The organism is Maribacter luteus (assembly GCF_009674825.1).
GTDB lineage: Bacteria > Bacteroidota > Bacteroidia > Flavobacteriales > Flavobacteriaceae > Maribacter_A > Maribacter_A luteus.
On the sequence record NZ_WKJH01000002.1, the window covers coordinates 606,285 to 620,713 of the forward strand.

General features: G+C 39.6%; 11 protein-coding genes. 8 read left to right on the forward strand and 3 right to left on the reverse strand.

The annotated features are described in order from the left end of the window. The first annotated feature begins 57 nt into the window (after window positions 1–57). Window positions 58–1,380 (forward strand): TlpA family protein disulfide reductase, encoded by a 1,323-nt coding sequence (locus GJ691_RS05785; RefSeq protein ID WP_154364688.1) that lies wholly within the window; start codon window positions 58–60, stop codon window positions 1,378–1,380. A gap of 4 nt (window positions 1,381–1,384) precedes the next feature. Here GJ691_RS05785 and GJ691_RS05790 read toward each other — a convergent pair whose 3' ends face one another. Together GJ691_RS05790 and GJ691_RS05795 are read right to left on the reverse strand one after the other, a co-directional pair. After that, window positions 1,385–2,044 (reverse strand): aspartate kinase, encoded by a 660-nt coding sequence (locus GJ691_RS05790; RefSeq protein ID WP_154364690.1) that lies wholly within the window; start codon window positions 2,042–2,044, stop codon window positions 1,385–1,387. Window positions 2,045–2,109: 65 nt separating this feature from the next. After that, window positions 2,110–2,469: a YraN family protein gene (locus GJ691_RS05795; protein ID WP_154364692.1), complete on the reverse strand. Its 360-nt coding sequence runs from the start codon at window positions 2,467–2,469 to the stop codon at window positions 2,110–2,112. 194 nt (window positions 2,470–2,663) lie between these two features. Between GJ691_RS05795 and GJ691_RS05800 the strand changes: the two genes are divergently transcribed. From GJ691_RS05800 to GJ691_RS05825, 6 genes are all read left to right on the forward strand, one after another. Beyond that, a complete protein-coding gene (locus tag GJ691_RS05800) occupies window positions 2,664–4,157 on the forward strand; it encodes a DUF1800 domain-containing protein (protein WP_154364694.1) in 1,494 nt (497 codons plus the stop codon). Between the two features lie 10 nt (window positions 4,158–4,167). Then, the gene (locus tag GJ691_RS05805; RefSeq protein WP_154364696.1) at window positions 4,168–5,892 is read left to right on the forward strand and encodes a DUF1501 domain-containing protein; all 1,725 of its coding nucleotides are present in this window, start codon (window positions 4,168–4,170) and stop codon (window positions 5,890–5,892) included. A gap of 178 nt (window positions 5,893–6,070) precedes the next feature. After that, complete coding sequence (gene metG, locus GJ691_RS05810; protein WP_154364698.1) at window positions 6,071–8,149, forward strand: methionine--tRNA ligase; 2,079 nt, start codon at window positions 6,071–6,073, stop codon at window positions 8,147–8,149. Window positions 8,150–8,367: 218 nt separating this feature from the next. Then, window positions 8,368–10,491, forward strand: coding sequence for a Tex family protein (locus GJ691_RS05815; RefSeq protein WP_154364700.1), 2,124 nt, complete (start codon window positions 8,368–8,370; stop codon window positions 10,489–10,491). A 31-nt stretch (window positions 10,492–10,522) separates the two neighbouring features. Beyond that, the gene (locus tag GJ691_RS05820) at window positions 10,523–11,356 is read left to right on the forward strand and encodes a phosphatase PAP2 family protein (RefSeq protein ID WP_154364702.1); all 834 of its coding nucleotides are present in this window, start codon (window positions 10,523–10,525) and stop codon (window positions 11,354–11,356) included. Between the two features lie 77 nt (window positions 11,357–11,433). Beyond that, entirely contained in the window at window positions 11,434–11,952 is a 519-nt protein-coding gene (locus GJ691_RS05825) for a ferritin (protein ID WP_154364704.1), read from the forward strand. A gap of 314 nt (window positions 11,953–12,266) precedes the next feature. Here the strand turns inward: GJ691_RS05825 and GJ691_RS05830 are convergent, their stop codons facing one another. Continuing rightward, entirely contained in the window at window positions 12,267–12,602 is a 336-nt protein-coding gene (locus tag GJ691_RS05830) for a single-stranded DNA-binding protein (protein ID WP_154364706.1), read from the reverse strand. Window positions 12,603–12,879: 277 nt separating this feature from the next. Here GJ691_RS05830 and GJ691_RS05835 point away from each other — a divergent pair, with 277 nt between their 5' ends. After that, complete coding sequence (locus GJ691_RS05835; protein ID WP_154364708.1) at window positions 12,880–14,319, forward strand: AAA family ATPase; 1,440 nt, start codon at window positions 12,880–12,882, stop codon at window positions 14,317–14,319. Window positions 14,320–14,429: the final 110 nt, after the last annotated feature.

Sequence of the window (14,429 nt, forward strand, 5' to 3'; positions counted from 1 at the left end):
CATTCCAACTACATCCTAAATTCGTATTTTGGACTGATTTTTGATTTTACACGAATTATGAAGAAACTACTTTTAATCATAGCCATTTTCATTGGCTTTCAAATAAACGCCCAACACACCATTTCCGGAACATTTTCCCCCGCAAAGGATTATAAATGGCTGATCGCTTATCGTTTAAAACCGGGAACCCAAAGTTATGTCGTGGATACCGCCATTAAGAATGGGGTTTTTGAATTAAAGATTCCCGAAAACGCGACGGCAGGGACGTATCGGTTGGTCTATGCCGTACCCCAAGAGCAATTCTATTTTGATGTCATCTATAACGGAAAGGAAGATATAACCTTGGCATTTGATGAAACCAATGGGGTCTCGTTCTTCAATTCCAAGGAAAATATACTTTTCAATACCTATTTCAAGGAAATTACGGATCTTGAACAACAGATCACGCACTATTATACCAGTGGAAACACGAACGAAAAAGATTTTAAAACACTTACAAAGGAACTCCAAACCGTTCAGAAGTCTTATGAAAAGCGATCAGTAGGCACCATGGCCCATCATTTCATAACCAGTAACAAACCTTTTATCCCCAAAGACATTCCAACGGTTAATGCCTATGTAGAAGGCAAGAAAAAACACTATTTTGATGCCTTGCAATTTGATGACTCCGTGCTGCAGGCTTCAGGGTTCCTGACCGATAAATTATTGAATTACACCTTTACCGCCCTGCCTTTAAAGGCAATGACCGATAAAGAAAAAGAAGAGGTCATGAATGCCAATATCACTAAGGTAAATGATAAACTGGCCAATATCGGGGATTCGTACAAAATGCACCTTTATTATAGTTTATGGACCCAAGCGGCCGCCAGTGGTTATAACTTAACATCGGATATTATTTACCATACCTATTTAAAAAAATTAGCGAATAACAATGACGGCAAGAAGATAATAGGCCAAATAGAAGTTCACAATAGACTTCGTTTGGGTGCGATCGCCCCTAATATTAAATGGGAAAAAGACAAGGATTCCTATTCCCTAAGTACATTGAAAGGAGCTGAAAATTATATCCTTGTTTTTTGGAGCAGTACCTGCAGCCATTGCTTAAAAGAGCTGCCCGCATTACATAAAAAACTGAAAGACTTCGATACCGTGAAAGTAATTGCGGTGGGTCTTGAGAACGAAACTGAAAATTGGACCGTGGAAACAGCCCATTTACCCAACTTTAATCATGCTATTGCACTGGGAAAATGGGAAAGTGCATATGCCAAAATCTATAATATTCAACAGACGCCTACCTATTTTGTATTGGACAAGGACAAGCGTATCATCGCTAAACCGGAAACGGATAAAGACGTTGTTGAATTCTTGGAAAACAAATGAAATCCTATAAGGTCTTAAGGTCCTTAATGGTTTTAAAGGCGATATCTACCTGATTATCGTTTACGATAATGGTAAATTCGTTCGTTGTGGATATTACCTCATAAAGCACGATACCCTCCCAAGCCAAGCGTTGAAAAATAAAATAATAGATTCCCGGAACCGAAACGTTCTCCGCAGGCAGCTTAACCGTTATTGAAGATAGGTTGTTCGCCTTTTGGGTACATCTTTCTGTCTTAAAAAGGGTTTCTACAGTGGCATCCATCATATTGCTGATGACAATATTGATTTCGTTCACCCCTCTGGAAGACGTATAAAATACATCTTGGTTAGAGTGAATTTCTTCCAACAATTTCGCCTGCTGGGTAAGAATGGTATCAGATGCCAAAAAGGTATAATCGGTCAAGGATGAACGTACGGTGATTTCCCCGATATTCTTTAATACCTTGATGATCTTATGCGTCGCCCTGAATTCCAAATCGTCTGACAATCTTTTCAAGGCCATTACAATGGCCCCGTTCCGAACGTCTTTTCCTAATTGTTCCTCAATTTCCGGTTTAATGATCCTTGAAAGGGATGTTAAGTTTATAATACCCTGAGCCAATGCACTTTGCAAGAATGGCTTCTTCTTAATATACTCTTCAACTACGGACGAAATTGTTTTCATAATCAAATTTATTCCTACAAATATAACATATTGTTACATATAAAACAAATTGTGGGAAAACAAATTTAAAAATGGTAAAAAGCACTTTCCAAATGATCTATCTCGAATACCTTTTTATTCTTTAAGATCGTAATCACATCAAAACGGACTTCAACATCAGAATCCTGTTCTGTAACATAGTGGTCGGCTGCCATTACCAGTAGGTCTATTTTCTTTTTTGTAATGGTTTCGGCAATATTTTCTATAAAATCGCTACTTCTGGAACGTACCTCAACTATCGCCAAAATTTCATCCTTTTGGGCTATAATATCAATTTCGGCCTTTAGATACCTATAGTTCCTATATTTGATGCTATACCCGTTTTTTATCAAGAAATCTACCGCTATCTGTTCCCCTTCTTTTCCAAATTCATTGTGTTTTCCCATACTTTATTGATGTTTTTATTAAAAAATATGCATTTCATCGAATATATTAGTCTTTGGTCGTCTTTTTGGAACATATCACCGTTATTTGAAATGCATAACAACGAAAATACTTGGATTTACATAATATCCAATTTGTTTAGCCGTTAAGAATTTGCCCCCTACGCACATGAACGTTCTTAAAGCCTAAAATTACTATGGAATACTTCGTTAATTGTAATACCTCTACATTAGCGCCGTACACAACTCCCTTGGATAAATTCAGGGTAGCGCATTTGTACAGAAGACTTGGGTTTAGTGCCTCGGTCGAGACTATTGATCAAGCCGTTGGACAAACGGCCGGTGCTTTGGTAGACTCACTTGTTAACCAAGCCATTAACATGGCACCGACCCCTGCACCGACATGGGCAGATTGGAACAACAGCAACTACCCCGCTGATGACGATGCTGCTGGCCAATTACGTAGGGCCCAAATAGATGAATGGAGTTTGACCTACACCAATGCCATGCTCAACAACAACCTAAGGGACCGATTAAGTTTCTTTTGGAGCAACCATTTTGTAACACAACTCTCAGTATACGATTGCAGCTCATTCTTATACTACTATATAAATTGCTTACAACGCAATTCAATCGGGAATTTCAAGACCTTCGTTAGTGAAATCGGATTGACCGAGGCCATGCTCTATTATTTAGATGGTGTGTATAACAACGGTAACAACCCGAATGAGAACTATGCAAGGGAATTGTACGAACTTTTCGCATTAGGTGATGGTAATGGATATACCGAGGAAGATATAATCGAAACGGCCAAAGCACTTACCGGCTATGTTGAACGTGGTGAAATTGGCTGTGAACCCGTAACTTTCGATCCTACCAAATTCAATACGGACAACAAGACCATTTTCGGACAAACCGGGAATTGGGGTTACGACGATGTAATTGATATCCTTTTTGAACAACGCGGCGCTCAATTGTCCGATTTCATTTGCCGAAAGCTTTATGAGTTCTTCGTGCATCCTGACTCCAGGGATGAAATGAACAATGCCCAAGTTATCATCGACGGCATGGCCGCAACGTTCATGGCAAACGATTATGAAATCGCACCGGTCTTATCCCAACTCTTTAAAAGCCAACACTTTTTTGATGATGAATCCATTGGGGTAATCATAAAAAGTCCGTTCGATGTGTATCTGAACTTTCTGAATGAAACCAGTTTTTCATATTCAGATACTACTATAGCAAGTATGATCAATTATAGTGATCTATTGGGACAAACATTGTTCAACCCAGTTGAGGTTGAAGGATGGCAACGCAATAGAACTTGGATCAATACCAATTTTATGATCGGTCGTTGGCTTACGATGGAAGCCATCATCGATGGTCTTTATCAAGCCGAATCGGAACAATTCAGGGCATTTGGAATGGCCATTGTAGGCAGTATAGGTATGACCAGTAACAATCCAGATGCTATTTCAAGGCCAATAATAGACCATGTACTTCCCAAAGGGTTGTTTACCGAAGCCGATTACCAAATAGCATACGACGTATTCAGAAGTGATATCGATGAAACATACTATGAAGGCGGAAATGAAGAGATATGGACCTTAGCAATGTGGGCCGCAGCACCCAACCAAGTTTATTTGCTTTTACGCCATCTATCAAGACAACCAGAATTTCAACTAAAATAAACCTACGACTATGTGTGACACTCACGATAAAACCCCTTTTAAAGGCTTAGAACATGAGGGCCATGACCAAGAACATAAAGCCTGGAGCAGACGTTCCTTTTTACAGGCTTTGGGAATAGCCGGATCTGGTTCAATGCTGTTAGGATCTCAAATGTTAACAGCCTCCGCCCCATCTCCATTAACCTCAGCCATAGCGGCTGCAGAAACCGATAACATCCTTATTCTCATTAGGTTGAACGGTGGTAATGACGGACTTAGTACCGTAATACCGATCAACCAATACGATTCTTACGCCAACGCAAGACCCAATATTTATATCCCTGAAAGTAAGGTATTGAAACTTACCGATGATTTCGGAGTACCCTCCTATATGAAATCGTTGGAACCCATGTGGGGAGACGGCCAATTTAAAGCCGTACACGGAGTAGGCTATGAAGGCCAGAGTCTTTCCCACTTTACCGGGACTGACATCTTTGGAAATACAGATATAACAACTACGGGGTTCTCTGGCGAGGACACCGGTTGGATGGGTAGGCATTTTGAACATCTATATCCCGATTATCTATCCGATTTCCCCGGAAGTAGACCAACCGATGGCCCTGCCGCATTACAGGTAGGAAACTATGGTAGTCTTGTTTTTGAAGGGGAAGAGACCAACTACGCCTTTGTAACCAATAACGTTGACCAATTACAACAGATAGCGGAAACCGGTCTTCAATTTTCGGTTGATGATGCCCTTTTCGATCAATGTATGTATTCCGATCAAATAAGATTTTTAAGAGGTGTCTCGAATGTAACCAATGAATATGCAGGAATAATACATGATGCATATATGGCTGGCCAAAACCAAGTAGAGTACCAGGACAACGCTTTTGCCAAACAATTGGCCATTTTGGCAAGATTGATAAAAGGTAACTTGGGCACCAAGGTATATATGATATCAATGGGCGGTTTTGACACCCATGGTAACCAGCCTTTGACCCATGAACGTTTAATGACCAATTTATCAGTGGCCATAGACAATTTCTACGATGATATTGCCTTTACCCAGCAAGACGAAAAGGTTTTGAGTATGACTTTTTCCGAGTTCGGAAGACGTATATTCGAAAATGGCTCAAATGGTACAGACCACGGTAAGGCCGCACCTACCCTATTCTTTGGTTCAGGGTTGAACGGTAGCGCCTTTGTTGGGGACCACCCGACCCTTGATAATCCTGATGGGCGGGGCAACTTGGAATATACAATGGATTTCAGGGATCTGTATGCTACAGTTTTGGCCGAATGGATGTGCGTTGACATACCTTTGGTTGAACAGCATTTATTAAACCACCCTTATGCCCCTGTAAATCTTGGATTCAACTGTAGTGGTGTTGATTTCCCGGATATCGCATACAGCGATGAGGATCCTACTTTACCAACAACGGAACCCACCGACCCTGTTTCGGAAACGCCTTTTGACCCCGTATTGTTGGATGCCATTGTACATAAGCCCTATTATCCCACGGATAGCACACCGCATATTTACTTGGAAATGCCTTTTAGCGCCCATGTAGATATACAGTTATATAATATTCTAGGACAAAATGTAGGCACCGTTTTCAATGAGATGATGTTCGAAGGTTCCACGGAAATAAATATCAGGGAAAGAATGCCCAATCATTTATCCACCGGAAAATATATTTACCGCATTAACGTGCAGAATCAAAAAATGAGCAAATCCGTAATGGTAGCTTAAACAAACCCCACTTATTGTAAAGGGCCCTACTTCTATATGAATAGGGCCTTTTCATTTTTAAATGCTTTTCCATTTAAAAAACACCCTCACCTATACCCTTGTTAAAGCATACAATTACGTGAGAATAGATAATTCTCCCACCAAAATCTGTATTTTTGCGGTTTAATTCCGATAGTTGATGACAGATAACGCAAAAACCCCAGCAAGATATACGATTACCGCAGCATTGCCTTATACCAATGGCCCTATACATATTGGTCATTTGGCCGGTGTTTATGTGCCAGCGGACATTTACGCCAGGTACCAACGTTTAATGGGTAAAGACGTGGCTTTTGTTTGTGGCAGTGACGAACATGGGGTGGCCATTTCAATGAAGGCGAAGAAAGAAGGTATTACCCCAAAGGATGTTATCGACAAATACCACGCGATCATTAAAAAATCATTTGCCGATTTCGGAATCTCCTTTGACAATTATTCCAGGACTTCTGCCGAAGTGCACCATAAAACCGCATCTGAATTTTTCGTTAAACTCTACGAGCAAGGTGACTTTATAGAAGAGACCACGGCCCAATTATATGACGAGGAAGCCAAACAGTTCTTGGCCGACCGTTTTGTTGTGGGTACATGTCCGAAATGTGGCCATGAAGAGGCTTATGGCGACCAATGTGAAAATTGCGGCTCTACATTGAACGCAACCGATTTGATCAACCCAAAGTCTACCATTACCGGTGCCGTGCCTACCCTGAAGGAAACCAAACATTGGTTTTTACCATTGGATAGGTATGAGGATTTTCTGAAGGAATGGATTCTTGAAGGACATAAAAAAGATTGGAAACCGAACGTTTACGGTCAATGTAAATCTTGGATCGATGACGGCCTAAAACCTAGGGCCGTAACACGTGATCTGGATTGGGGTATTCCCGTACCCGTAAAAGGAGGTGAAGGCAAAGTACTTTATGTTTGGTTCGATGCCCCTATCGGGTATATTTCATCTACCAAAGAATGGGCAGAGCGCGAAGGCAAGGATTGGGAACCCTACTGGAAAGATGAAAACACCAAATTATTACACTTTATAGGTAAGGACAATATCGTGTTCCATTGCATTATATTCCCTAGTATCCTTAAAGCACATGGGGATTATATTCTACCGGATAACGTACCTGCCAATGAGTTCTTGAATTTGGAGGGCAATAAGCTATCCACCTCTAAAAACTGGGCGGTTTGGTTACATGAATATTTGGAAGAATTCCCCGATATGCAAGATGTGCTACGCTACACCTTAACGGCCAATGCCCCTGAAACGAAGGACAATGATTTTACTTGGAAAGACTTTCAGGCCAGAAACAACAATGAACTTGTCGCCATCTTAGGAAACTTCATTAACCGTGTTGTTGTTCTTACGCATAAGTATTACGATGGAAAAGTTCCGACCCCTAATGAATTTTCACAGGTTGATAAAGAGACCTTGGAGGCGATGAAAAAATATCCTGAGATCATTTCTACCTCCATAGAAAGGTACCGATTTAGGGAAGCCAGTCAAGAGTTGATGAACTTGGCGCGTTTGGGCAATAAATACTTGGCCGATGAAGAGCCATGGAAAGTAATAAAACAAGATGGTGAACGGGTAAAGACCATTATGTTCGTAGCCCTTCAAATAGCAACAGGTTTGGCCGTATTGAGCGAACCGTTCTTACCTTTTACTTCGGAAAAATTGAAAAACATACTTGCCATTGGATCTAGTGGAGTAGATACCTCATGGACAGAGATGGAAACCAAGGAGGTACTTTTACCCGCCGATCATCAAATCAACAAAGCGGAATTATTGTTCCGTAAAGTAGAAGATCAGGAAATACAAGCACAATTGGATAAGTTAGAAGCTACTAAAAAATCAAATGAGCAAATGAACAAGGAAGTTGAACCACAAAAAGACACCATCACCTTCGACGATTTCTCAAAATTGGATATGCGGGTGGGCACCATTGTGGAAGCTGAAAAAATGCCGAAGGCCAAAAAACTATTGGTTCTTAAAGTTGATACAGGTTTAGACACCCGAACAATCGTTTCAGGAATCGCTGAAAGTTTTACCCCTGAGGAAATCGTAGGTAAAAAGGTTACTGTTTTGGTGAATCTGGCACCAAGGGCGCTCCGCGGCGTTGAAAGTGAGGGCATGATACTTATGACCGAGAATGCTGACGGTAAATTGGTCTTTGTAAATCCTGATGAGGATAATGTCGGGAATGGTTTAACGATTAATTAAACCCCTTCAAAAAAGAAAGGTTTCTGGTTATGCTTTTAAGATAGGGCGAAGTGTCTTTGATCAAAAACATACCCTATAATGCCATTGATGAAAACGACCTATTACAATTTTCGGCAGTGTTCGGAAATATTCCGGATTATGGTTTTAAACCTACAGACTAAGATCTGGATCTCGATTGCCCTTGACCGGACATCAATATTCTAATACCAAAAAGACAAATGCAACTTATCCCCTACATCGTAAAGCATACAGGTCTTCCTGAAAAAGGAGTCCATAATACGGTTGAGCTTTTAGACCAAGATTGCACGGTACCTTTTATTTCGCGCTACAGAAAAGAAAAAACGGGCAACCTTGACGAAGTACAGATCGGTGATATCGTTACGTACAAAGCCCAATATGAGGCCTTGGAAAAACGAAAGGCGACCATCATCAAAGCTTTGGAAGAGCAAGATGTACTGACGACCGACCTTAGCGCTAAAATAAAATCGGCAGGTGACCTGATTACTTTGGAAGATATTTACCTGCCCTTTAAAAAATCTAAAAAGACCAAGGCCGAAACGGCACGTAAGAACGGTCTGGAACCTTTGGCCAAGATTATCATGGCCCAGCGAAGTGATGAAATTGAATATGAAGCTTCACGGTATTTAAGTGATACCGTTCAAAATGAGGATGAAGCCCTTGAGGGTGCCCGGCACATTATCGCTGAATGGATCAATGAACGCACCGACATCAGAAACCAGATTCGGTACCAATTGGAAAAGTTCGCCCAGTTGACCACCAAAGTGATAGCTACCAAAAAGGAGGATGAAAAAGCACAAAAGTTCCGTGATTATTTTGACTGGAGCGAATCACTGAGCCGGTGTCCGTCGCACCGCCTTTTAGCTATCCTAAGAGCTGAAAACGAAGGTTTCATTCGGGTGAAAATCGAGATAGACAATGAACGTGCCCTTCAAAAAATCGAAGACCGGATCTTAAAAAGCAACAACTCATGCACGTCACATATAAAATTGGCCGCTCAGGATGCTTTTAAGCGCTTGTTGTTTCCATCCTTATCCAACGAAACCTTAAAAAAGGCAAAAGAAAAAGCCGATGAATCGGCCATTCAGGTGTTTTCAAAAAATTTGAAACAGTTATTGCTGGGATCTCCCTTGGGCGAAAAACGTATTTTGGCCATAGACCCAGGGTTCAGAACGGGCTGTAAAGTGGTTTGCCTTAACGCACAGGGCGATTTGGAGCACAACGAGACCATTTATCCGCACGCACCCCAAAATGACAGCAAAGGGGCCATAAAGAAAATAAGTTCCTTGGCCGATGCCTATAAGATAGAAGCCATTGCTATCGGTAACGGTACGGCATCGCGGGAAACCGAACAACTCATAAAACGGATCCAGTTCAGAAACCCTATCGAGGTGTTCGTGGTCAGTGAAGCGGGAGCATCCATTTATTCAGCCTCAAAAATCGCCCGGGACGAATTTCCCAATTATGATGTCACTGTACGTGGAGCGGTTTCAATCGGCAGAAGATTATCCGACCCTTTGGCCGAATTGGTGAAAATAGATGCAAAATCGATCGGTGTTGGGCAATACCAGCACGATGTGGACCAGAACAAATTAAAAACCTCGTTAGACACCGTTGTCGAGAGTTGTGTGAATTCGGTCGGGGTGAATATCAATACCGCGAGTGTACCCCTTTTAAGCTACGTTTCGGGCATTGGCCCAAAACTAGCGGAAAATATCGTAGCCTACAGAAACGAACAAGGTGCGTTCACAAGTAGGACGGCTATTAAAAAAGTACCCCGTTTGGGAGGTAAGGCCTTTGAACAAGGTGCCGCTTTCCTTCGTATTAAACAAGCAAAAAATCCGTTGGATGATTCCGCCGTTCATCCTGAAAGTTATGGCATCGTAGAAAAAATGGCCAAGGACCTGGGCAAAAGTGTATCGGACTTGATCGGGAACAAACAACTACTGCAGAGTATTGACCTGAATGCCTATTGTACGGAAAATATCGGGCTATTTACCTTAAAGGATATCATTAAGGAATTGGAAAAACCAGGATTGGATACCCGTGAAAAAGCCAAGGTATTCACCTTTAACCAAAACATAAGGTCTATTACCGATCTACAGGCCGGGCAATTACTTCCGGGTATCGTGAACAACATTACCAATTTTGGGTGTTTTGTTGATATCGGAATTAAGGAAAGTGGTCTCATCCATATTTCCAACCTTTCTGATTCCTTTGTCAAGGATGTGAACGAACACGTGCATTTACACCAACAGATCATTGTAAAAGTACTTGAGGTAGATGTACCACGTAAACGTATTCAATTGGCCTTACATCAATAACATAACTTTATAAACAGCCAAATCTTAGTCTATGAAAAATATTATAACCTTGGCCCTCATATTAGTTTCATTGGTCTCAAAAGGCCAAGGCCTTAACGACCAACCCGCCAAAACAACTTGGCAAATGTTGACCTATGATGCGGGCAATATGTTGACCGGCATCGGTTATGCGTACACCCGACCCTTACATTGGAAAGGAAAACAATGGCAGACTATGGGGGCCGTAGCGGGTGGCACTGGATTTTTATACCTTTTTGACGACCACACCTCTAAATTTTTAAGGGATCGCAGGGATAACGTCCCGAGTTTTATTCGTCATTATGGAGAGTTTATAGGAAATCCGGAAAATAACTATACGGTAACCGCAGGGGTATATTTTACAGGGCTATTTACCAAAAACGAGAAATTGAGACGAACCGGGGTGCTTTTAATTTCCTCGGCATCGGCAACAGGGTTGTTACAACAGATCATGAAATCATTGGCCGGCAGGGCGCGGCCCATAAGTGGACAATCAAAAGACACTTTCGACCCCTTCAATGCGAGTAGAAACTACCACTCTTTTCCTTCGGGACATGCAATGATGGCCTTCACCAATGCCTATGTTGTCGGTAAACAATTTAAAAACCCATGGGTCAAAGCCGGGATTTACACCGTAGGGTTGATTCCCGGAATATCCCGTGTTTGGGACGGACAACATTGGTTGAGCGATGTTGGTTTAAGTGTAGCGATGAGCATATTCACGGTTGAGGCCATTGATCGTTATCTAGACTCTAAATATGACGAAAAATATAACGACCAAAACAAATTTGTAAGTTGGAACCTCACTTTTGGTCCGGGCCAGGTAGGGGTCATCGCCAGGTTCTAATCCTATAGAAACGCTAAAGTAGCGCTAAGGTTCCCCTTAAAATACGTAACTTTATGTACGTAAAAAAAAAGTAAATTATGTTATCGGAAAAATTAGATAAAGCACTCAATAAACAAATACAGATAGAAGCGGAGTCATCCCAAGTATATTTATCAATGGCCTCTTGGGCCGAAACCAAAGGTCTTGAGGGTATCGCTACCTTTATGTACGCCCAATCGGATGAAGAGCGTATGCATATGCTCAAATTGGTGAAATTCGTGAACGAACGTGGTGGCCATGCCAAGGTCTCCGCATTGAAAGCCCCTAAACTGGAATTCGGAACCTTTCAAAAGATGTTCGTTGAATTATTGGAACATGAGATATTCGTATCAAAGAGCATAAATGACCTTGTGCACATTACACTTGAAGAAAAAGATTATGCCACCCATAACTTTTTACAGTGGTATGTGGCCGAACAAATCGAGGAAGAAGCACTGGCCAGGACCATCTTGGACAAAATAAACCTTATCGGTAATGATAAGGGCGGACTATACCTTTTTGATAGGGATGTGCAGCAGATTACCGCCAATAGTGCGGCCAATGACATGTTGGAATAAGATTTAACATATAAACCTTATTTAGATTTAATTAAAATAGTAAATTTGCCTTGTCTGCTATCGCATATACATGGGCAAAAAGAAAAAAGCGAAAAAAAAGGAGTTGAAAAAGCTCAAGAAGAAACAAAAGTTATCCGCTTTTGTAAATTCTTCCGTTGAGTTAAAAACCAAGTGTTGCGATAAGTACAAAAAGAAAGCATCGAAACGCTGTAAAAAGTGTCCGTGTTTTGATCTGTTGCAGAAAGTAGCTTAACTACCATAAAAGAAGATATACAAAAAGCCCCGCACTAGAGCGGGGCTTTTCTTATTATTGGTTATTTATTGCCCAACATAAGCAATTCGTTACATCGTATTTCGGTAATGTATCGTTTTTCGCCTTCTTTGGTTTCATAGGAGCGATGTGTCAATTTCCCTTCTACGGCCACTTCATTGCCTTTCATTAAAAAGTTCTCTACGATCTCTGCTGTTTTTCCCCAGGCCACCACATTGTGCCATTGGGTATCGGTTACCTTTTCCCCTTTAGCATTTTTGTAGGTCTCATTCGTAGCAATAGAGAATTTGGCCAATTTGCTACCGCCATCCAAGTTTACGATTTCCGGGTCGTTACCCAAGTTTCCAATCAACTGTACTTTGTTTTTAAGTGCGTTCATAATTTCTGATTTTACGTGTTAAACAGTTAATACTACCGAGCCACCTTGACCCGACACTGCAAACCTAGGATGGCCAACCCTTAATATTCGGTTATGAACCACTTACTTTCGTTTGTATTCGTTTGTTGTCGTTTGTAATTGTTTACATCGCGCTTTTCTATTGGAATACTTGCTTTTCTCAATTTTTTGTAAGAATTTTAGTTATTAAGAACAAAAAAGAAATATATGTATTAGTGTATATATATAATTGTTAGGTGCAATACGAAAAAACAAATAGATGATTGAAAAAATAATTGAAATTTCGAATATTGGACACTTCGTGAATTTTAAATTTCAAGGAACCCAAGATTGGAATGGAGAGTTAAAAAAACTTAATATTATTTATGCACCAAATGGTTCTGGAAAAACTACTCTCGCAACAATTTTAAAATCTCTATCCAAAAATAATCTTGATTTAATCAACTATAAAAAAACTTTCGGAACAAGTACTTTACCAAAAGTTAAAATCAAAGTTTCAGGAATTAATGACCTAGTAACTCTAAAAGATGAAAAATGGAGTAATCACAATTTGCAAATTGAGGTATTTGATATTAATTATATTGAGGATTATCTTTTTGCTGGCTCATATGTTAGAAAACAAAATAAAACAAATTTATTCAAATTACTATTTGGAAATAAAGGAAATGAGTTTAGGAATAAAATGAAACCTTTAATTAATAAAAAAGACCAATTCTTAAAAAAACTTTCAAGAGATAAGTCAAATGTAGATTTAAAAGATAAAATCAATCTAGTTCAAGTCAAACTAGATGTAATTATGGATGAATTTAATATATTTACTGAGCCAATCTACGCTAAACACGTTGAGCTTGTAAATAAATACTTATCAAAATTCACATCTTATATTAGTCTTAAAGAATTTTCATATCTCAAAAATACTAGTGATTTTGAGAAATTCAGAATCTTCCCGATTTTTAAAGTATATGATGAGGAAGTTGTCTTTGCTAGTCCTTCAAATAAAATTGGTAATGCCAGATATTCAATGAGTGAAGGCGACAAAAGCACAGTTGCTTTATGTTTTTTTCTTGCTCGTTTAAAAGTTTTAGGTGTTTCCGATAAAATTATTGTATTTGATGACCCTTTATCAAGTTTTGATTACTCAAGAAGAAACTCTACAATTTTTCAATTGGCAAAAATTGCAAATTCATCGATACAATTCATATTGTTATCTCACGATTTAGGTTTTACAGCTGATTTTAGTGATAAATGTTCGTTTATTGACCAAATCACTCTCAAAATTGAGAACAATGGAGAAACTAGTTTTCTTAATAAATATGACATCAATTCAGAGTTTTTAACTAGTACTCAAAAAGATATAGAAATAATTAAAGAATATTTGAAAACAGGAGTCAATTCTGAAAGTGATAAAAGAGAAGTTATCAGATGTATCAGACCAGTTTTAGAAGGAGTTTTTAAATCTAAATATTTTGATTTAATCCCAAATAACATTTGGTTAGGAGACATTATAGAATTAATAAAACAATCTTCGGACGGAATGAGATTATATCGATTAAAAACAATTGTTGATGAAATAATTGAACTTAACGATTATACTAAAAGCTATCATCATTCAACTGGAAACACGAGAGATTTGACAATTAATAATGAGGAATTAAAAAGATATATTAATTTATTAATTACGACAATTGACAAAGTGTAGAAAGTACTGCACCTAACACCGTATCCTATGAAAAGCCCTAGTCCAGTTCTCTAAAGTTAATCAATATTTTCTTTTTTGCCTTAAACCACCTTTTTTTCTTTAATATAACT

What these genes read in the sequence shown, in the direction of transcription:
- GJ691_RS05785 (WP_154364688.1), top strand. Translation starts at nt 58, where the DNA reads ATGAAGAAACTACTTTTAATCATAGCCATTTTCATTGGCTTTCAAATA.
- GJ691_RS05830 (WP_154364706.1), bottom strand. Translation starts at nt 12,602, where the DNA reads ATGAACGCACTTAAAAACAAAGTACAGTTGATTGGAAACTTGGGTAAC.
- GJ691_RS05790 (WP_154364690.1), bottom strand. Translation starts at nt 2,044, where the DNA reads ATGAAAACAATTTCGTCCGTAGTTGAAGAGTATATTAAGAAGAAGCCA.
- GJ691_RS05795 (WP_154364692.1), bottom strand. Translation starts at nt 2,469, where the DNA reads ATGGGAAAACACAATGAATTTGGAAAAGAAGGGGAACAGATAGCGGTA.
- GJ691_RS05835 (WP_154364708.1), top strand. Translation starts at nt 12,880, where the DNA reads ATGATTGAAAAAATAATTGAAATTTCGAATATTGGACACTTCGTGAAT.
- metG (WP_154364698.1), top strand. Translation starts at nt 6,071, where the DNA reads ATGACAGATAACGCAAAAACCCCAGCAAGATATACGATTACCGCAGCA.
- GJ691_RS05820 (WP_154364702.1), top strand. Translation starts at nt 10,523, where the DNA reads ATGAAAAATATTATAACCTTGGCCCTCATATTAGTTTCATTGGTCTCA.
- GJ691_RS05800 (WP_154364694.1), top strand. Translation starts at nt 2,664, where the DNA reads ATGGAATACTTCGTTAATTGTAATACCTCTACATTAGCGCCGTACACA.
- GJ691_RS05815 (WP_154364700.1), top strand. Translation starts at nt 8,368, where the DNA reads ATGCAACTTATCCCCTACATCGTAAAGCATACAGGTCTTCCTGAAAAA.
- GJ691_RS05825 (WP_154364704.1), top strand. Translation starts at nt 11,434, where the DNA reads ATGTTATCGGAAAAATTAGATAAAGCACTCAATAAACAAATACAGATA.
- GJ691_RS05805 (WP_154364696.1), top strand. Translation starts at nt 4,168, where the DNA reads ATGTGTGACACTCACGATAAAACCCCTTTTAAAGGCTTAGAACATGAG.